We start from the raw sequence: 19,172 nt of genomic DNA on the forward strand, positions 1-19,172 counted from the left end.
GGTGGCAGGGTCAACGGACGGCCGCCGCCTCCACCAGCGCTGCACTGCCGCCGCTGCGGCGGGCGAAGCCGCCGTGGCGCAGGAAGTTCAGCGGTCCGCCGGTGAACGGCGCGAAGCCGGTACCGAATATAACCCCGGCATCGGCCAGATCGGCATCCTCGACCACGCCCTGGTCCACACAGCGCTGCACGGCGGCCAGCAGCGGAGCGAGAATACGCTCGGCGAGTCCGTCGGGGACGCTGCCCGGCGCCGCCTTGACAGCCTTGCCGTGCTCCCAGCGGTAGTAGCCCTGCCCGCTCTTGCGCCCCAGATGGCCGGCGGCGACGAGATCGAGCAGGCGCTGCGGCGCGCGCGCGGCGGCATCCCCGGCAAGCGCCTTGCCGGCCGCCACGGCGATGTCGAGACCGACGCTGTCGACCAGTTCGACCGGGCCCATGGGCATGCCGAAGGCCAGCAAGGCTTCGTCCACCGTGGCCGGGGCAATGCCCTCCTCGACGCAGCGCAGGGCCTCCAGCATGTAGGGGCCGAGCACTGCATTGACGAGGAAGCCGGGCGCCGAATTCACCGCCAGCGGCAGCTTGTCGAGGGCACGTACGAAGGCCGCGGCACGGGTCAGGGCGTCGCCGGCAGTGTCCGCCCCGCGGACCACCTCGACCAGCGGCATCATCGTCACCGGGTTGAAGAAGTGGATGCCGAGCAGGCGCTCGGGGGCCTGCAGCGCACTGGCGATGTCCTCGATGCGCAGGCTGGAGGTGTTGGTGGCCAGCAGCGCGCCGGGCGGCGCGCGGCGTTCGACCTCGGCGAAGAGGGCGCGCTTGGCGTCGAGGTCCTCGAAGATCGCCTCGATGACCAGATCGGCACGGCCGACGCCGTCGCCGCGGGGGTCGGCAATCAGGCGGTCGAGGGCGAAGCGCACGGCCTTCCCGTCACCGCGCAGCTTGCGCTGATAGAACTTCGCCGCCCGCGCGATGGCCGGCGCGATGCGTTCCACCGACTGATCCTGCAGGGTCACGGTGAGGCCGCGCAGCGCACACAGCGCGGCAATGTCGCCCCCCATCACCCCGGCGCCGACGACGTGCACGTGGCGCACCGGCTGCGCGGCCTGCTTGCCCCAGGCCTTGAGGCGCTCCTGGAGGAAGAACACGCGGACCAGGTTTTTCGCCGTCGGCGAGCGGAAGATGCTCTCCAGCGACGATGGGCTCGACGCCGGCACGGCCAGCGCATTGCCGCCGTGGCGCGCCCAGATGTCGATGATGGCGTAAGGTGCGGGATAGTGCTCGCGGCGCGCACGCGCGGCGACCTGCTTGCGCGCGCGCGCCGCCACCACGGCCTTCAGCGGACCATTGAGGAGGCGCGCGAGGAAGGGCGGACGCCGCAACGGCGGCGGCGAGAGGGCGAGCATGCGCGCGGCGCTGTCCATCACCCGCGGCGGCACGCACTCGTCGGCGAGCCCGATGCGGCGCGCCTTGCGTGCATCCACGCCCTTGCCGGTAAGCATCAGGTCGAGCGCCAGCGCCGGACCGATCAGCGCCGGCAGACGCAGCATGCCGCCCCAGGCCGGGACGATGCCCAGCATCACCTCCGGCAGGGCCAGACGGGTGCCCGGCTCATCGACGACGACGCGGTAGCGGCAGGCCAGCGCGAGCTCCAGTCCGCCCCCCATGCAGTGGCCGCGAACCAGCGCCACGGTGGGATACTTCTGCGCCGCCAGACGGTTGAACAGCGCCCATCCACGGCCGACCAGTTCGCGCACCGCCTGTTCGCTGCCCAGGGTGGTGAACTCCTCGATGTCGGCACCGGCGATGAACCCGGCCTCCTTGCCCGAGGCGATCACCAGCCCGGCAGGCGGCGCCGACTCCAGCGCCGCGAGGATGCCGTCGAATTCGTTCATGACCTCGCGCGCCAGCGTGTTGGTGGCCGCACCGGCCTTGTCCAGGCGCAGCCAGGCGAGGCCATCGGCCTCGCGGCTCAGCGTCCAGTGCTTGTACTTCATGCTCATGTGCATTCTTCTCCCAGGTTACGGCAGGGCACGGGCCTTGGCGGGTTGCAGGGGAGAGACCCCGCCGCCGCCCGTGCCACGCCGTAAGCGGATGTGACTCAGCAGGCCTCGACCAGCATCGCGCCGCCCTGGCCGCCACCGATGCAGATCGCCGCAACACCGCGCCGGCCGCCATCACGGCGCAGGCGGTGGAGGAGGTGGAGGACGATGCGCGCGCCGCTGGCACCCACCGGGTGCCCCTGGGCGACGGCGCCACCGTCAACATTCAGGCGTTCCTCGTCGATGGCACCGGGCGCACCGGGCAGACCGAGCTCGCCGCGGCAGTAATCGATGTCGGCAAGCGCACGCTGGCAGGCGATGACCTGCGCGGCGAAGGCCTCGTTGATCTCCCAGGCATCGAGCTCATTGGGGCGCAGGCCGTGGCGCTGCAGGATGGGCAGGGCCGCATGCACCGGCCCGAGGCCCATCTGCGCCGGATCGAGGCCGGCCCACTGGCTGTCCACGATGCGTCCGAGCGGCGTCAGGCCATGGCGCTCCACAGCTTCTTCGGAAGCCAGCAGCAGCCACGCCGCACCATCGGTGATCTGCGAGCTGTTGCCCGCGGTGACACGCCCGTACTTGCGGTCGAAAAAGGGTTTGAGCTTTGCCAGCCCGGCCATCGAAGCGTCGCGGCGCAGCCCGTCGTCGTGGCGCCAGACCGTGCCGTCGTGATCGATCAGCGCCACCACCTCGTCGTCGAAGTGGCCGGCGTCCTGCGCCGCAGCGACCCGCAGGTGGCTGCGCACGGAATAGGCATCCATCTCCTCGCGGCTGATCGCAAAGCGGTGAGCGAGGTTCTCCGCGGTCTGCCCCATCAGCTGGCCGACGATGGGGTCGGTGAGGCCCTTCATGATGCCGATCACCGGCGCCAGATAGCCGGGCCTGAACTTCCTCAGCGCGGCGAGCTTCTGCCCGGTGGTCTTGGCGCCGTACCAGCCCGACAGCCAGCGCACCATGGCGTCGGAGAACAGCAGCGGCGCGCGCGACAGCGCATCCACGCCGCCGGCCAGCACCAGTCCGGAACGCCCGGCGTGGATGTTGGCGATCGCCGAATCGAGCGCCTGCATGCCGCTGGCGCAGTTGCGCATCACCGTCCACCCCGGCACCTTCTGCCCGCAACCCATGCGCAGCGCCACCACACGGCCGATATTGACCTCGTCGGGCGAGGGGCTGGCGCAACCCAGGATGACCTCGTCGAGCTGGTCGGGGGCAAAGCGCTGGCGCGCCAGCAGTGCGCTGCCGGCGGCGGTGGCCAGATCGGCGGCGGCGAACGGCCCCGGGGCGTTGCGCGCCTTCAGGAAGGGCGTGCGCGCGCCATCGACGACATACACCGGGGCGTTCATGCCGCCACCTTCTCCGCCACTGCGGCAGCGCCCGCAGCGCCGGGTACCACCTGCAAGGCCGCACGCAGGTCGAAATCGTAGGGGAAGTCATCGACACGGATGACCTTGTCGCGCAGGCGATTGCGGCGTTCGACCACTTCGTACTCCGCGGCGCTGATGACACCAGCCTCCAGCGCCTTGCGCCACACCGCATCGACCCCGCCGCCGACCAGCAGGCCGGGCTTGAAGCGCCCGTCCTTCTGCGCCTTCTTGAGCTTGGCCTCGATGGGCTCGGCTTCCACGGTGGCGAGCAGCGCGGCCTCCAGCGCACCCACCGCTTCCTCGACGTCGGTCGGCAGATAGACGTCGGCGGTGAGGCGGTCGCGGGTGGCGCCCGGCTCGATCAGCAGGCGGGCAACCTCGTGGCCGAGACGGTCGGAAGGCACCACATAGGGGCGGCCGAGCGGGAACACCACCAGGCGGCGCAGGATCAGCGCGAAGAAGCGGTTGGGGAAGTTGGCGATCACGCCTTCGAAGGCGTTCTGCGCCTTGAACATGCAGTCCCAGATCGCCCAGTGCATCAGCGGCGCGTCCGCCGCCTGGCGCCCTTCGGCCTCGTAGCGGCGCAGCGTGGCGCTGGCCAGATACATCAGCGAGAGGATGTCGCCGAGACGCGCGGAGAGCTTCTCCTTGCGCTTCAGCGCACCGCCCATGGTGCCCATGGAGATGTCGGCGAGGAAGGCGAAGGCCGCCGAAAAACGCGTCAGCTGCTGGTAGTAGCGCCGCGTCTCGGGGGCGACGTCGGCGGGCACGCCGACGAAGTGCGAGCCGGTCAGCCCCATCACCAGGGCGCGCGCAGCGCTCGACACGGTGTAGCCGATATGGCCCCAGAAGGCGTCGTCAAAGGCGGCGAGATCATTGTCCTGCGCCGCGTGCATTTCCTTCAGCACGTAAGGATGGCAGCGGATCGCGCCCTGGCCGAAGAGGATCAGGCTGCGGGTGAGGATGTTGGCGCCTTCCACGGTGATGCCGACCGGAATCTGCTGGTAGGCGCGACCGAGGAAGTTCTGCGGCCCCAGGCAGATGCCCTTGCCGCCGATCACGTCCATGCCGTCATTCACCGTCTGACGGGCGCGCTCGGTGACGTGGTACTTGACGATGGCCGACACCACCGAGGGCTTCTCGCCGAGGTCGATGGAGCCGGCGGTGAGAATGCGCGCCGAGTCCGACAGATAGGTATTGGCGCCGATGCGGGTGAGCGCTTCTTCCACGCCCTCGAAGCGGCCGATGGCAGTCTTGAACTGGTAGCGCACGCGGGCGTAGGCCCCCACCGCACGCGCGGTGAGCTTCTGCATGCCGGTGTTGGAGCCGGGCAGCGAGATGCTGCGCCCGGCCGCCAGGCACTCCATCAGCATGCGCCAGCCCTGGCCGGCCATCTTCGGCCCGCCGATGATGAACTCCAGCGGCATGAAGACGTCGGTGCCGCGCACCGGGCCGTTCATCCACACCGCGTTGAGCGGCAGGTGGCGGCGGCCGATGTCCACGCCCGGGTGGTCGTGCGGCACCAGCGCGCAGGTGATGCCGAGGTCCTGGTTCTTGCCGAGCAGGCCGTCCGGATCGAAAAGGCGGAAGGCGAGACCGAACACCGTGCACACCGGTGCCAGGGTGATGTAGCGCTTGTCGAAGGAGACCCGCATGCCGAGCACTTCCTTGCCCTGCCACATGCCCTTGCACACCACCCCGGCGTCGGGGATGGAGGCGGCGTCCGAACCGGCCCACGGACTGGTCAGCGCGAAGGCGGGAATGGCCTCGCCACGCGCCAGGCGCGGCAGGTAGAACTGCTTCTGTTCCGGTGTGCCGTAGTGCAGCAGCAGTTCGGCCGGGCCGAGCGAATTGGGCACCATCACGGTGACCGCGGGCGCCGACGAACGGGTGGACAGCTTGGTCACCACCTGGGAGTGGGCGAAGGCCGAGAAGCCCTTGCCGCCGTACTCCCTGGGGATGATCATGCCGAGGAAGCCCTTGTCCTTGATGTACTGCCAGACATGCGGCGGCAGGTCCTGCTTCTGCGTGCTCTCCCAGTCATCGGTGAGGCGGCACAGCTCCTCGGTCTCGTTGTCGAGAAAGGCCTGCTCTTCGGCCGACAGTTTGGGCCAGGGATAGGACTGCAGCTTCTTCCAGTCCGGGCGGCCGGCGAACAGATCGCCTTCCCACCACACCGTGCCGGCTTCCAGCGCATCCTTCTCGGTCTGCGACATCGACGGCAGGGCCTTGCGGAAGGCGCGGAAGATCGGCGCGCTGACCAGGCTGCGGCGCAGCGGACGGATCAGGAACAGTGCCGAGAAGACCAACCACGAACCGAGCACCACGGCCGTGGTGAGCGGCGCGAACCCCGCCGCCCAGGAAAGTCCGGCCAACCAGGCCAGACCGATGCCCGCCCAGGCAAAAAATGGCGCTCGCCCGAAGGCGAGCGCGCCTGCCAAGGGAGGGAGGGAACCGATGAACCACCAGATCATTGCTGTCTCCTTTTACCCGGTGCCGCAGTCTTGCCGCCGCGGTCCGCCGTCTGATCAGTACATTGTGTGCATCAACATCTAGGCCGCTGCGCTGCGCCCGCGCCGCCCTGCCGGACGCGCGGCGTACTCCGCCAGCGGCGCGCGCAGGCCGCCGAGCAGGAAGGACATCAGGCGTGGCAGCAGGCGTGCGGGGTCGGCATCGTCGAACTTTCCGGCGAACAGCTGCAGCGCGTCGGTGCCGGCAATGGCGTAGGACATTGCCCCCATCATGAAATGGAAGCGCCAGAGGATCTCCTCGCGCGGTACGTCAGGCAGCGAGCGGTACAGCGCGCCGAGAAAACGCTCCAGCACCTCGGCGTATTCCTCGGCGAGGAACTGGCGCACGAAGGCATTGGGCTCGGTGTAGGTGCGCCCGAGCAGGCGCATGAAGGTATGCCCGCCGTGCTCGGTGTCGGCAGCGAGGACCAGCGCGGTACCGAAGAAGGCTTCGACGATGCGGCTGGGCTTGAGCGGCGCGCCGCCGGCATCCGCCTCCAGCTTGTCGAGCATGGCCAGGCGCTGGCGGTTGAGTTCGGTGAGGCGGCGGCGGAAGACTTCCTGGATGAGCGCATCCTTGCTGCCGAAGTGGTAGTTGATCGCCGCCAGATTGACTCCCGCCTGGCTGGTGATCATGCGCATCGAAGTGGCCTCGAAGCCGTGCTCGACGAACAGCTCCTCGGCCGCATCGAGGATGCGGCTGCGGGTTTCCGGCGTGTGTCGTGGAGTGGGTGCGCTCATGCTCTTCCTTTCTGGTTCGAATCATTCCGGGACTGCATTCCCGGGAATGATTCAAACGTTCGTTTTAATTGTACGTTTGAATTGCTGCCCGTCAAGCCTTTTTTGCATGCTTGTGCCGACGATCCTGCGGCGCCAGCATGGTCGACGCCAGCGCCGGCAGCAGCATCACGGCGCCAAGCATGTTGGCGAGGAACACGAAGGCCAGCAGCACCCCCATGTCGGCCTGGAACTTGAGTGCGGAAAACGCCCAGGTACCGACGCCGATACTCATCGTCAGGGCTGTGAACATGGTCGCCGTGCCGCGCTGGCGCAGCGCCTCCAGATAGGCTTCGACCAGACCGGCACCGCGGCGCAGCTCGTGCTGCATGCGCTCGTAGATGTAGATGCCGTAGTCCACACCCACCCCGACGCCAAGCGCGATCACCGGCAGCGTGGGCACCTTCAGGCCAATGCCGAGGGTGGCCATCAGGGCGTTGCACAGCACCGCAACGATGGACAGCGGCAGCACGATGCACAGCGTGGCGGTGTGCGAGCGGAACTCCATGTAGCACAGCAGGCCGATGGCGAAGAAGAGCAGCACGAGGATCTTCAGCTCGGCGGCGTCGACGGCCTCGTTGGTCGCCGCCATCACGCCGACGTTGCCGGAAGCCAGACGCAGCTCCAGATGCTCGGAAGCGTTGGCGGCGGCGAAGCGCTTTACCTCCTCGATGACGTGGGCAATGGTGTGGCCCTGGTGGTCACGAGTGAAGATGAGGATCTGCATCGCACTGCAGTCGGTGTTGAGCAGCCCGGTGCTGGTATCGATCGGCGTCACCGACTGTGCCAGCACACTGGGGTCGCGCGACAGCACGCGCCAGCGCGGGCTGCCTTCGTTCCAGCCGGCGTTGATCACCTTGGCCATCCCCGGCAGCGAGAGCACGCCCTGCACGCCGTGGGTGTTGCGCATGTGGGTCTCGAAGCGGTCCAGGGTGTCCATGATGTCGAAATCGGTACATGCACCATCGACGCCGTGCGACTGCGCGATCACCGACAGCACGTCCACGCCGATCGAGAACGACTCGACGATGGCAGCGGTGTCGAGGTTGTAGCGCGAGTCGTCGTGCAGTTCCGGAATGCCGGCACCGAGATCGCCGGTCTGCAGATGGCGCGCCTGCAGCGCGGACACCCCCAGCAGCACCGCCGCGCCGGCCAGCACCCACACCGCACGGCGCGGTTCGGCGAAGCGCTTGAGACGCTGCCACAGCCACTCGCCGGCCGGTTTCGCGGCATCGCCACCCTTGCCGGCGGCGCTGCGCGGCATCCACGACAGCAGGATGGTGAGCAGCATCTTGTTGGTGATGACGATCAGCGCCACGCCGATGGCGGCGGTGATGGCCAGTTCCTGCACCATGGCGATGTCGATGAAGAGGATCACCAGGAAGCCCAGCGCGGTGGTCAGCAGCGCGGTGGCTCCGGGCATGAAGAGCTTCAGGAAGGCGTTGTTGGCCGCGGTGAGGCCGTCGGCACCGTGATGCACCTCGATCTTCCAGCCGTTGATCATCTGCACGGCGTGGCTGACGCCGATGGAGAAGATCAGGAAAGGCACCAGGATGGACATCGGGTCGATGCCGTAGCCGACCAGCGGCAGCACGCCGAGTTGCCACACCACCGGCACCAGCGCGCACACCAGACCCAGGCCGGCGAGCTTCGCGGAACCGAGATAGAGGTGGAGCAGCAGCGCAGTGATCACGAAGGTGACGGCAAAGAACAGCAACACGCCACGCGCGCCTTCGGTGATGTCGCCCACCGCCTTGGCGAAGCCGATGATGTTGACCTCGAAACCCTGGGCCTGATAGCGCTCGCGCAGGGTCTCGAGCTGCGCGGCGACGGCCAGGTAGTCGAGCTGGGCACCGGTATTGGGATCGATTTCGAGCAGCTCGGCGCTGACCAGCGCAGCGCTGTGGTCATTGGCCACCAGGCGGCCGACGCGACCCGACTTGAGGACGTTCTCGCGCACCTCGGCGAGATCGTCGGCAGTGCCGGCGAAGTCCGCCGGGATGACGTTGCCGCCGGCGAAGCCCTCCTCGACCACCTCGATGTAGCGCACGTTGGGGGTGAACAGCGAGGTCACCGTGGCGCGGTCGACCCCGGGAAGGAAGAATACGTCATCGGTGAGCGACTTCAGCGCAGCGAAGAAGGGCTCGTTGTAGATGTCCCCGTCACGCGCGCGCAGCACCACCAGCACACGGTTGGCCCCACCGAAGGTGCTGCGGTAGTCCACGAAGGTTTTCATGTAAGGATGTTCGAGCGGGATCATCTTCTCGAACCCGGCATCCACGCGCAGCTGCGTCGCCGACCAGCCGAGCAGCACGGTGATGAGCGCGAACAGCGCCAGGAAGGCGCGGCGCTGACGGAACAGCACATGGCCGAGGGCCTGCACCAGACGGTTGGTCTTCATTGCGCACCCTCCCCGCCCATCGCCAGCCGGCTCACCCCACCCTCGCCGAACAGCAGCACCGCATCGCCTTGCGCCAGCAGCGCGGCATGCACCCCGGTGCCGCCGCTGTCGACGGCGCGGAAGACGCGCCCCGCGGCATCGCCGAGCAGCACCGTACCGCCCTGCCCGGTGAGCACCACACGTCCGTCGGCAAGCATGGCGGAGGCGAACAGCGCCGCCTCCGTGGTGCTGTCGACCTCTTCCCAGCTCTCCCCGCGGTCTGCGGAGCGGAAGATGTGGCCACGCATGCCGTAGGCCAGCAAGACCTCGTCGGCAAGGATCTGCAAACCGAAGAAGGAACCGTTGTAGGGCGAGTCGAGCTCTTCCCAGTGCGCGCCGCCGTCGTCCGAGCGCAACAGCAGGCCGGCCTCGCCGGCCAGCACCAGGGTATCGTCGGTAAATACGGCGATGGCGTTGAGGTGGCGGTCGTCGGCACTGGCCACAGCCTCCTCCCAGCTCTCACCGCCATCATGACTGGTCATCATGCTGCCGTAGGCGCCGAGCGCGAAGCCGCGCCCATCGGCGAGCAGGCGCACGGCCAGCAGCGGCGCTCCGGCCTCCGGCGCGCTGGACACCTCGCGCCAGCTCACACCGCCATCGCTACTGAGCAGGATCACCGCGTCGTGGCCGACCGCAACGCCGCGCCGGTGGTCGGCAAAGGACAGCGCGGTAAGGGTGGCGGCGACTGGCGTCGCCACCACCTGCCAGTGCCGGCCGCCATCGGCGGAAGCAAACACCTGGCCGCGCTCGCCGGCGGCGACCAGGCGCTCGCCGGCCTGCGCGGCAGCAAGGGTGAGCATCTGCTCGATGCGGATCTCGGTGGCCGGCAGCGGTGCCGCGCGCCGTGGCGAGAAGGCGTAGCTGAGCATCGCGGCGACAAAGGCCACGAACAACAGGCCAAGCGCTCTGTGTCTGTTCATGAAGGACCGTCGGGGAAGGTTGCGGCCGTCCGCGCTCCCCCCCGGGGCGCGTTCGGCATGTCGGAAACGCCGGGTGCCTGCAATGCCCTGCACCGCAGGCGCGGCGCGCAGCCGGGCACCCGCCCGGCTGCGCTGATCGGCCCGCTCCGGCTTGCGGGCACGCATCGCTCAGCTCACCGCGTACCCAGCCCGCGCAGGCCGGCCGGGGTGAAGCGTGCCGAACGTCCCTGGGTGACCTGATAGACCTGCGCCTCGTCGTTGCGCAGGCCCATCGCCAGGTAGCGCCCGGACTGCAGGTCGTGGTGCACTTCGAGATTCGGATACACCATCGGGATGTCGTACCAGTTGATCGTGTGCAGCTCGGAGACCCGCCACAGCTGGTCGCGCGCATCGTACTTGTCGACCGCGAGGATGGACCACGAGTCCTCGTCGAGGTAGAAGGTGCGGCGCTTGTAGATATGGCTGGTGCCGTCCTTCAGGCGCGCATCGACCACCCACACGCGGTGCAGCTCATAACGCGCGTGCTCCGGATTGATGTGCCCGGCGTGCAGCACGTCGGCCATCGAAACGGTGTTGCCGACCAGCTTGTAGGCGTTGTAGGGCACGTAGATCTCACGCTTGCCGACGAGGGTCCACTCGTAACGGTCGATGGCGCCATTGAACATGTCGAAGTCGTCGTTGGTGCGCAGACCGTCGGCAGCCGTGCCGGGGTTGTCGTAGGCGACGTTGGGCGCCAGGCGCACACGGCGCTGGCCGGGGTTGTAGGTCCACGCCTGACGGGAATCGAGGAACTCGTGCACGAGCAGGATCTGCCCCGCCAGGCGCGCCGGTGCGGTCACCGTCTGCAGGAAGTTGAAGAGCTTGCCGGCTTCGATCTGATCGGCGCTCTTGCTCAGGCTGCCATAGTGGAAGTCGTACTCGTACTCGAAGCGCACCGGCGTATAGCTGCCATTGCGCGTCACCGCCGCCTGGCTCCAGTTCATCGCATACGACTCGCCGCGATAGCGCGCCAGATGGTTCCAGATCGCCTCCATGCCGTTCTGCGGAATGGGGAAGGGAATGCCTCCGCTCGTGCCGCTGATGCTGCGCCCGCCATCGACCAGCTTCGCCCGCGTGGCGTTGGCGACGGTCTGGTCGTAATGGCCCTGCGGGAAGGCTGCGCTGCGCCGGGTCGGGTAGACCTTCATCTTCCAGCTCGGGTAGGTGTTGAGCAGGGCAAGCTGGCCGGGGGTGAGCTTGTCCTGGTACTGCGCGGCATTGGCGGCGCTGATCTCGAACAGCGGGCGGTCGGCGGCAAAGGGGTCGGCATAGTGGCCGCCAGCGCTGTGCGCGCCCGGCGGTTTTGCCAGGCCACCGTCCCAGGCCGGGATGGTGCCTGCGGCATTGCCGGCGCGTTCAGCCCCCAGCGGGGTCAGGCTCTTGCCCAGTTCGGCGGCCTGCGCCGCGCTCACCTCGGCGTGGGCAGCGGGAACGAAGGCCAGCGCCAGCGCGGCGCCGAGGATGGATAGGGTGTTACGCATGGTTCCTGTCTCCTGGTGTCCGGTGGTAGGTCAGAACGAGTAGCTCACGCTCACCGAGAGGAAGTCGCGGTCTTTCAGCGGGTTGGTATGGCTGGAATAAGACGGCGTCTGTCCAGCAGGTAGGAGTCCAACAAATGCAGAATCCATCCCTTTGATCTTCTTTCCTCCAAAGAAATTGGTGTAAGCGATATCCGCTTGCCAACGCTGCTGGTAGTTGAAACCTAATCCTAAGGTAATTGCCTTGGCCCCTTCGTTGAAGGTCGGGCTACGCCCCTTGACGTCATGCGAAAAGGCGAAGCGCGGCGACACAGTCGCCCCACCAATCATATTCGGATAGTCCGCCCTCGCCACAAGGCGGTAGCCCCATGAATTCTTGGTAGCGAAGTAAGGCTGTGTTGATCCGAATGACGTGGCTGTCGCAGACCCCGAAGCGGGGAGAAATACACCCTGAGCGTTGAAAGGAATACCTGAAGGCAGAGTGAGGCGGGTATAGCCAACCTCTCCAACCATGACCAACTGATCGGCACCCAGCACTCGCGGCACGGCCTTTGTTCCACTTAACTGGAACTGCTGCATCTTGACCCGCTCGTACCCCCGGATCTCAACACTTCCATCCGATCGAACAATGAGATTGGAGGCTGGAATCTGGCTCGACTGTCCCAGCGCTGCAAGAAGCAGTTCGGGAGCTGCGATCTGCAGTGGCTGATTTGACCGGTAGGAGTACTCGCCCTGCAAGGCTATCCCCCATGGGCCAAGGGTATTGAAGCTCAAACCCCAAAGCTTGATGTCTTCAGGAAACTCTGCGAAGTAGCGCGCCGTTCCTGGGACTAAACCAATCACTGGGTTTGGATGAAGAAAGGTAGGCGTTCCTGCGACCCCGGATGCCACAGGCGTCCGACTGTGGTACTTGACGTGATAGAGGCCAAACTCCGTGCCATTTAGCTGGTCTGCGAAGTAGCGCAAAGCAATGCCGTATTGGCCGCTATTACGTGCGTTCCGATCTTTGGCGCGCGGAGCCCAAGCAGGACCGTCATCATTCAAAACAGCGGGATTCGCCGGTACGACTCCGTCTCTGAGGTCATTTCGGCGGCCAAAACCAATAAAGACCGTTTGCCCCCCTGGGCTCAGGAAATCGTTACTGCTGAAGAATGTCCCGGCCGGATCAATTTTTGTTTTTTCCCACTCCAGCATCAATGTCGCCTCGACAGACAGACGGTCAGTGACATCCTGCGACAGCCAAAACATGTTGGTCGGCATCAGTCCCTCACGCAACTCCGAGCCAGGAATACGCAACCGACTTACGTTGACCGGATTGAGAACATTGATGCCATTTTGAATAAATGTGCTTTCGCCCCAATTCACAACTTGGCGCCCAAGGCGAACGTTCAGGTCACGCCCACCGACATCGAAACGCCCGCGGACGTAGACGTCAAGGAACTCGAAGTCCTTTCCGGTCTGACTTTTTGCCTTAGAGCTGAGACCACTCTTGCTCATCACTGCGTCATCGTAAAAGTACGAAGCACGCACAAACGCGCCAAAGTTCCGGTAGTTGATCTCTAGATCGTGAGTAGCTTTGGCAGTTAGTGAAACAAGGCTCCCTCGGCTGTAATTGAGGTTGCCATCATCCTCATTAACCGATCGCGCAGTGCCTCCATTTGCGATCCCGACCAACGACCTATCGCGATCCTGCATGCGCCACAGCCCGCCGAGCGAGATGGTGGTGTCGAAACTGCCGGTGAGTTCGCCGTCGGCGCTGGAGAACTCGAAGGCGTGCACGGGCACGCTGCCGCCAGCGGCCAGCCCGAGGGCGATGGCGCAGACGACGGGGCGCAGGGTCGGCCGCGGAACGGCCAGGTACTTCCGGTTCCGGAACATGTGTCTCCTCCTGATCGGCCGGCTGCTGCCGGCTCAAGGTAGGTATTTGTGGGTCTTGTAGGTATGGGTGCTGCTTACGCTCCCCGCCGCTCGCCGGTACGCGCACGACCGCCGGGTAATTCGAACGTTCGTTTGAATATGGCGTGATGATGCGCCGATGTCAAGCAAGGGATAACCCGCAATTTCTTGCGCAATGCAGCAATGGCGCCGTGGCGGTGGACGCGCGCCTGATCCAAAGGCAATATTCACCTTCTTGCCCCGACGCATTTCCACTCTCCTCTCCCCGCGCATGGCGCGGATTCGCGGAGCTCACCGGTGACCGACCGCACTACGCCACAGGCCACAGCGCACGCCAGCGCGTTCCGCTCGTTCGCGGAACTGCTGCTGGCCTGTCGCGAGCTCTTCGCCAGTCGCCTCGGGGCGGCGCTGGCGAATACTGCCGCAGAGGTGGACGCGACCTTCCAGCAACGCCGCAAGGCCGCCGAGGATCTTGGCGAGTCGCTGAAACTGCTGGAAGCGCAGTACCAGTTGCGCGCCCTCGCCCGTGATCTGCCGCGCAAGTTCGCCACCGCCTTCGAGGCCGCCTATCTGCGCCGTACCGAAGCGCAGCAGGACGCCACCGCGACCCACACCGGCGAAGAGTGCCTGCTGCCGGCCTTCAACCTCTTCGCCACCCATGAGGTGGAGATCAGCGACGAAGTGCGCACCTTCTGCGCGCCGGCGGAAGCCAGCGCCAGTGCCGAACTCGCCGCCTGGCGTCCGCGCCTGGCCCTGCTGCTGGGACGCGAGCAGGTCGATGCGGCCGCCGACCCCTTTGGCCCGGCAGCCGTGTGCGAGGCCGTGCTGGCCAGCTGCGCCGACCTCGCCGCCACACTGGCCCACCGCGAGGAGATCGTCGCTGCCCTGATCAACAGTGCCCTCGGCGAACTGCCGGAGCTGCTGCGCAACGCCACCGCCCTGCTTGCCTCACATGGCGTCGCCACACCGACGACGGCGCTGCAGGGCAGCGCCGGGCGCGGCGACAGCATCGTCGTCACCGACGAGGGCGCGGGTGGCGCTGCGGCACTGCCCGCGGCGCACAGCAGCGCCACTCTCGGCGCCGCGCTCGCCGAGTTGCAGCGCGGCGCACCGGCCCTGCGCCTGGGGCCACGCAGCTTTGCCCTGGTGGGGGTGGCCGGTGACCCGCCCAACGTCCTGCGCCATCTGCTCGCCAACGGCCTCGGCGAGGTTCTCGAACACGCCGACCGCATCGTCGTGGACGTCGTCGCCGCGCTCTTCGAGCACCTCTTCAACAGCGCCAGCATCCCCGCGGCGATGAAGAACCTGATCGCCGAGCTGCAGCTGCCGGTGCTGCGCGTGGCGCTGGCCGACCACAGCTTTTTTTCCGACCGTTCCCACCCGGCGCGCCGCCTGCTCAACCTGCTGTCGCTCGCCGCGGCGACCTGGGACGGCGAGTTCGGTCCCGACAGCGCCCTCTACCGCAAGGCGGTGGAACTCATCGACGCCATCCGCCGCAATCCGGACCAGGATCGCGAGCATTTCGAGGCCGGGCGCGCTGCCCTGGAGAACTGGCTCAACGAGCAGGAGCGCCATGCCGACGCCCGCGCTGCGGCGCTCACCGAGCGCCTCGAAGCGCGCGAACGCCAGCACCTGGCACGGCAGGAGGCGCGCGCTGCAGTGGCGGCGACGCTGGCCGACGAGAGTCTGCCGGCATCGCTGCGCGAGTTCGTCGGCGAGACCTGGGTAAAGGTACTCGCCGCCGCCCAGCTCGACGGCGGCAGCAGCGGGCTGCGCTGGCGCATGGCGATGGCGACGCTGGAGGACCTGTGCTGGAGCGTGCGCCCCAAGCATGGCAGCGAGGAACGCGAGCGTCTCGCCCGCCTGCTGTCCACACTGCTCGGCAGCCTGCGCGAGGGGATGGATGCGGTGGGCAGCCCGGCACCGCTGCGCGACGCCTTCCAGGCCGAACTGGTCCGCCTGCATGCCGCGGCGGTAAAGGCCGGCATGAATCAGCCCTCGCCGCCGCCCCCCGCCGCCGAGGCGCGCCAGCCGGCCTACCGCGGTGACGCCGAGCCGGAGCCCGACCGCAGCGGCGAGTTCGAGGTCGACCTGCTCAGCCGCGGCGAATGGGTGGAACTGCGCGAGCCTGCGGGCAGCGTGCGCCGGGTTCGCCTGACCTGGGTCAGCCCCGCACGCACCCTCTATCTCTTTGCCAACCGCCAGGGACAGCGTGCGGTGGCGCTCACCCGCGAGGAGCTGATCCGCCGCTACGCCAGCGGCGAAGCGGTCACCGCGGGCGAGGACGACCTGCTCGACCACATCGTCGACCAGGCCCTCGACAGTCACGAGAACAAGGCATGATGGAAACCCCCGCCCATTCCGCCGCGCCCCGCGATCCCGAGCAGACCCGCGGCAGCATCCGCCGCTTCATCGTCGACGCCGAGGCCCTGCCCAGCCCCAAGGGTGCGGCGCTGCGCCTGATCGACCTTGCCCGCGACCCCAATGCCAGCATCGACGAAACGGTGCGGGTGATCCAGACCGACCCGGCACTCACCGGCTTCGTCGTGCGCGCCGCCAACGCTGCGCGTTTCGGCGGCATCGAGCGCACCCTCGACCTCAAGCGCGCGGTGGTGCGCGTGGGCATGCAGATGGTACGCGCCCACGCGCTGGCCCTGTCGATGATCCGCGAACACCGCCAGACACGCTGCAAGCGTTTCGACTACAACCGCTTCTGGACCGAGTCGCTGTACACCGCGGTACTGATGGATGAACTGGCCGTACGCTACCGCGAGTTCCGCCCCGGCGAGGCCTTCGTGCTCGGCCTGCTGGCCAGCATCGGCCGCCTCGCCTTCGCCACCGCAGCGCCCGACGAGTATGCCCAGGTGCTCGAACGCGCCGCCGAAGGCCGGGTGCCGCTGCAACTGCTCGAACAGCAGGCCTTCGGCTTCGATCACCACGAGCTCTCCTCGGTGCTGCTGGCCGACTGGGGCGTACCCACCGAGCTCGCCGAAGTGGTGTACTGGCAGCACGATCCGGAAGGGGGCGGTTTCGAACCCGAATCGCGCCCCTACCGGCTCGCCGGCATCCTCCAGCTCGCCGGCGGCATCGCCGCCGACAGCCTCGCACCGGCAGCGGAACAAGGCGGCAGCGGCATTGTCTATCTGCGCGCTGCCCTCCTCGAACTGGACGACGACGATATCGCCGAACTGACGCGCGAGGGTCTCAAGGAACTGCGCGAATGGCTGAGCATGATCGGCCTCCCGCCCCTGCCCACCAAGGCGCACTGACCCTCTCCCTGCCCGTATCGTGATCCAGCAGAACATCGTCAAGGCCATCGTCGCCCTGGTCCTCTTCGTGTTCGCCATCGGCGCGCTGGGCATGGTCTTCGAAGAGGAGATGGCCGCGGCCACCAACTGGATCATCGGGCGCATCGGCTTTGCCGGGATGTGCCTGATCCTGCTCGTCACCGACACCTTCGTCACCCCCTTCCCGCCCGACATCCTGCTGGTGCTGATCGCCAAGAGCGAACTCGCCGAGCACTGGCCGCGCTACGTCCTGGTGCTCGGCATGGTGTCGGTATGCGGCGGCATGCTGGGCTGGGGCATCGGCCGCTGGCTGGGCCATCTGCCGCAGGTCACGCGGCTGTTCGGGGAGTTCAAGGACGAGCACCGCGACTTCATCCGCAAGTACGGTTTCTGGGCCGTGGTGCTGGGCTCGATCACTCCGCTGCCCTTCTCGGTGACCTGCTGGGCTGCCGGCATCATGGCGCTGCGCTGGCAGACCGTGCTTGCCGCCGCCACCCTGTTCCGCATCCCGCGCTTCTTCCTCTACTACCAGCTCATCGCCTACAGCGGGGAGATCGGCCGCCTGTTCGGCTGAACAGCCGCCGGCAGCGGCGTGCGGCAGAGTAGAATCGCCGCCATGCGACAAGCCGCCTCCGCCCCCCTGCCCGCCCCCGAACCGGCCGAACGCCGCGACTGGCAGACCCTCAAGAGCCTCCTTCCCTATCTGTGGGCCTACAAGGGCCGGGTGATCTTCGCGCTGTGCTGCCTGGTGGCGGCCAAGGGCGCGAACGTCTCCGTACCCATCGTCTTCAAGCACCTCATCGACACCCTCGGGCTGACCACCACGCAGGCCTACGTGGTGGTCCCTGCGGCACTGCTGCTGGCCTACGGGGTGCTGCGCTTTTCCACCTCACTGTTTACCGAGCTGCGCGAGTTCATCTTCGTGCGCGTCACCCAGCAGGCAGTGCGGCAGATTTCCCTGCAGGTCTTCCGCCACCTCCACGCGCTGAGCCTGCGCTTCCACCTCGAACGCCAGACCGGCGGGCTGACCCGCGACATCGAACGCGGCACGCGCTCGATCAACTCGCTGATCAGCTACACCCTGTACTCCATCCTGCCCACGCTGGTGGAGATCGGTCTGGTGATCGGCATCCTGCTGTACAGCTACGACAGCATCTTTGCCCTCATCACCACGCTGACGCTGCTGGCCTACATCACCTTCACGGTGAAGGTCACCAACTGGCGCAACGCCCTGCGCCGCCGCGCCAACGAACTGGACTCCGCCGCCAACGCACGCGCCATCGACAGCCTGCTCAACTACGAGACGGTGAAGTACTTCAACAACGAGGGCTTCGAAGCCGCGCGCTACGACGAGCAGCTGCAGAAGTGGATCCACGCGCAGACCGTGAACCAGCAGTCACTCGCCCTGCTCAACCTTGGCCAGGCGGTGATCATCGCCCTCGGCGTCACCGCGATGATGTGGCAGGCAGCGATCCGCGTTGCCGACGGCAGCATGACCATCGGCGACATCGTGCTGGTCAATGCCTTCATGCTGCAGCTCTCCATCCCGCTCAACTTCCTCGGCGTGATGTACCGCGAACTGCGTCAGGCGCTCACCGACATCGAACGCATGTTCGGCCTCCTGCACGTCAATCAGGAAGTCGCCGACGCCCCCTCTGCCAGCGCGCTGCCGCCCGGCGCGGCGACCCTGCGCTTCGACGCGGTGCGCTTCGCCTACGACCCCAAGCGCCCCATCCTGCGCGGCATCAGCTTCGAAGTGCCGGCCGGGCACACGGTTGCGGTGGTCGGCCACTCGGGGGCCGGCAAGTCCACCCTGGCGCGCCTGCTGTACCGCTTCTACGACGTCAGCGACGGCGCCATCCGCATCAACGGCATGGATATCCGCGGCCTCACCCAGAGCAGCCTGCGCGCCGCCATCGGCATCGTCCCCCAGGACACCGTGCTGTTCAACGACACCCTCTACTACAACATCCACTACGGCCGTCCCGACGCCAGCCGCGAGGAAGTCGAAGCCGCCGCTGCGGCCGCCCAGCTCGGTGACTTCGTCGCCCGCCTCCCGGACGGCTACGACACCCGTGTCGGCGAGCGCGGCCTGAAGCTCTCCGGGGGCGAGAAGCAGCGCGTCGCCATCGCCCGCGCCTTGCTCAAGAACCCCGCCATCCTGATCTTCGACGAGGCCACATCGGCGCTCGACTCGAAGACCGAAAAAGCCATCCAGGCCCAGCTCGAACAGGCCGCCGCCGGCCGCACCGCGCTGGTCATCGCCCATCGCCTGTCCACGGTGATGAAGGCCGACGAGATCATCGTCCTCGACCAGGGCGAGATCGTCGAACGCGGCAGCCACGCCGCACTGCTGGCCGCCGGCGGGCACTACGCACGCATGTGGGCGCTGCAGCAGCAGGAAGCCCACGACGACCGGTGAG

Annotated in this window: 12 protein-coding genes; 4 read left to right on the forward strand and 8 right to left on the reverse strand. The window is 67.3% G+C overall.

Going from position 1 to position 19,172, the window contains the following annotated elements:
• Nucleotides 1-10: 10 nt before the first annotated feature.
• From C8261_RS11740 to C8261_RS11775, 8 genes are all read right to left on the reverse strand, one after another.
• Nucleotides 11-1,999 (reverse strand): 3-hydroxyacyl-CoA dehydrogenase NAD-binding domain-containing protein, encoded by a 1,989-nt coding sequence (locus C8261_RS11740; RefSeq protein ID WP_107493983.1) that lies wholly within the window; start codon nucleotides 1,997-1,999, stop codon nucleotides 11-13.
• 98 nt (nucleotides 2,000-2,097) lie between these two features.
• Entirely contained in the window at nucleotides 2,098-3,381 is a 1,284-nt protein-coding gene (locus C8261_RS11745) for an acetyl-CoA C-acetyltransferase (protein WP_107493912.1), read from the reverse strand.
• Complete coding sequence (locus tag C8261_RS11750; protein ID WP_107493913.1) at nucleotides 3,378-5,876, reverse strand: acyl-CoA dehydrogenase; 2,499 nt, start codon at nucleotides 5,874-5,876, stop codon at nucleotides 3,378-3,380. Before C8261_RS11750 ends, C8261_RS11745 begins: the two co-directional genes overlap by 4 nt.
• A 78-nt stretch (nucleotides 5,877-5,954) precedes the next feature.
• Entirely contained in the window at nucleotides 5,955-6,653 is a 699-nt protein-coding gene (locus C8261_RS11755) for a TetR/AcrR family transcriptional regulator (protein ID WP_107493914.1), read from the reverse strand.
• A gap of 91 nt (nucleotides 6,654-6,744) precedes the next feature.
• Nucleotides 6,745-9,090 carry an efflux RND transporter permease subunit gene (locus C8261_RS11760; RefSeq protein ID WP_107493915.1) on the reverse strand — a complete coding sequence of 782 codons (2,346 nt, stop codon included), beginning with the start codon at nucleotides 9,088-9,090 and terminating at the stop codon, nucleotides 6,745-6,747.
• Nucleotides 9,087-10,049, reverse strand: coding sequence for a WD40/YVTN/BNR-like repeat-containing protein (locus C8261_RS11765; protein ID WP_107493916.1), 963 nt, complete (start codon nucleotides 10,047-10,049; stop codon nucleotides 9,087-9,089). The genes C8261_RS11760 and C8261_RS11765 overlap by 4 nt, the downstream gene beginning before the upstream one ends.
• Nucleotides 10,050-10,222: 173 nt before the next feature.
• Nucleotides 10,223-11,569 carry a DUF1329 domain-containing protein gene (locus C8261_RS11770; RefSeq protein ID WP_107493917.1) on the reverse strand — a complete coding sequence of 449 codons (1,347 nt, stop codon included), beginning with the start codon at nucleotides 11,567-11,569 and terminating at the stop codon, nucleotides 10,223-10,225.
• A gap of 30 nt (nucleotides 11,570-11,599) precedes the next feature.
• The gene (locus C8261_RS11775) at nucleotides 11,600-13,444 is read right to left on the reverse strand and encodes a DUF1302 domain-containing protein (protein WP_107493918.1); all 1,845 of its coding nucleotides are present in this window, start codon (nucleotides 13,442-13,444) and stop codon (nucleotides 11,600-11,602) included.
• A gap of 315 nt (nucleotides 13,445-13,759) precedes the next feature.
• Here C8261_RS11775 and C8261_RS11780 point away from each other — a divergent pair, with 315 nt between their 5' ends.
• The 4 genes from C8261_RS11780 to C8261_RS11795 are packed head-to-tail and all read left to right on the forward strand — an operon-like array spanning nucleotide 13,760 to nucleotide 19,171.
• Nucleotides 13,760-15,805 (forward strand): DUF1631 family protein, encoded by a 2,046-nt coding sequence (locus tag C8261_RS11780; RefSeq protein ID WP_107493919.1) that lies wholly within the window; start codon nucleotides 13,760-13,762, stop codon nucleotides 15,803-15,805.
• A complete protein-coding gene (locus C8261_RS11785; protein ID WP_235864908.1) occupies nucleotides 15,802-16,731 on the forward strand; it encodes an HDOD domain-containing protein in 930 nt (309 codons plus the stop codon). The genes C8261_RS11780 and C8261_RS11785 overlap by 4 nt, the downstream gene beginning before the upstream one ends.
• Before the next feature lie 19 nt (nucleotides 16,732-16,750).
• Nucleotides 16,751-17,323: a YqaA family protein gene (locus C8261_RS11790; RefSeq protein ID WP_107493921.1), complete on the forward strand. Its 573-nt coding sequence runs from the start codon at nucleotides 16,751-16,753 to the stop codon at nucleotides 17,321-17,323.
• Nucleotides 17,324-17,365: 42 nt separating this feature from the next.
• A complete protein-coding gene (locus C8261_RS11795) occupies nucleotides 17,366-19,171 on the forward strand; it encodes an ABCB family ABC transporter ATP-binding protein/permease (protein WP_107493922.1) in 1,806 nt (601 codons plus the stop codon).
• Nucleotide 19,172: the final 1 nt, after the last annotated feature.

Source organism: Pseudothauera lacus (genome assembly GCF_003034845.1).
GTDB classification, from domain to species: Bacteria; Pseudomonadota; Gammaproteobacteria; order Burkholderiales; family Rhodocyclaceae; genus Pseudothauera; species Pseudothauera lacus.

What these genes read in the sequence shown, in the direction of transcription:
- C8261_RS11740 (WP_107493983.1), bottom strand. Translation starts at nt 1,999, where the DNA reads ATGAGCATGAAGTACAAGCACTGGACGCTGAGCCGCGAGGCCGATGGC.
- C8261_RS11745 (WP_107493912.1), bottom strand. Translation starts at nt 3,381, where the DNA reads ATGAACGCCCCGGTGTATGTCGTCGATGGCGCGCGCACGCCCTTCCTG.
- C8261_RS11750 (WP_107493913.1), bottom strand. Translation starts at nt 5,876, where the DNA reads ATGATCTGGTGGTTCATCGGTTCCCTCCCTCCCTTGGCAGGCGCGCTC.
- C8261_RS11755 (WP_107493914.1), bottom strand. Translation starts at nt 6,653, where the DNA reads ATGAGCGCACCCACTCCACGACACACGCCGGAAACCCGCAGCCGCATC.
- C8261_RS11760 (WP_107493915.1), bottom strand. Translation starts at nt 9,090, where the DNA reads ATGAAGACCAACCGTCTGGTGCAGGCCCTCGGCCATGTGCTGTTCCGT.
- C8261_RS11765 (WP_107493916.1), bottom strand. Translation starts at nt 10,049, where the DNA reads ATGAACAGACACAGAGCGCTTGGCCTGTTGTTCGTGGCCTTTGTCGCC.
- C8261_RS11770 (WP_107493917.1), bottom strand. Translation starts at nt 11,569, where the DNA reads ATGCGTAACACCCTATCCATCCTCGGCGCCGCGCTGGCGCTGGCCTTC.
- C8261_RS11775 (WP_107493918.1), bottom strand. Translation starts at nt 13,444, where the DNA reads ATGTTCCGGAACCGGAAGTACCTGGCCGTTCCGCGGCCGACCCTGCGC.
- C8261_RS11785 (WP_235864908.1), top strand. Translation starts at nt 15,802, where the DNA reads ATGATGGAAACCCCCGCCCATTCCGCCGCGCCCCGCGATCCCGAGCAG.
- C8261_RS11795 (WP_107493922.1), top strand. Translation starts at nt 17,366, where the DNA reads ATGCGACAAGCCGCCTCCGCCCCCCTGCCCGCCCCCGAACCGGCCGAA.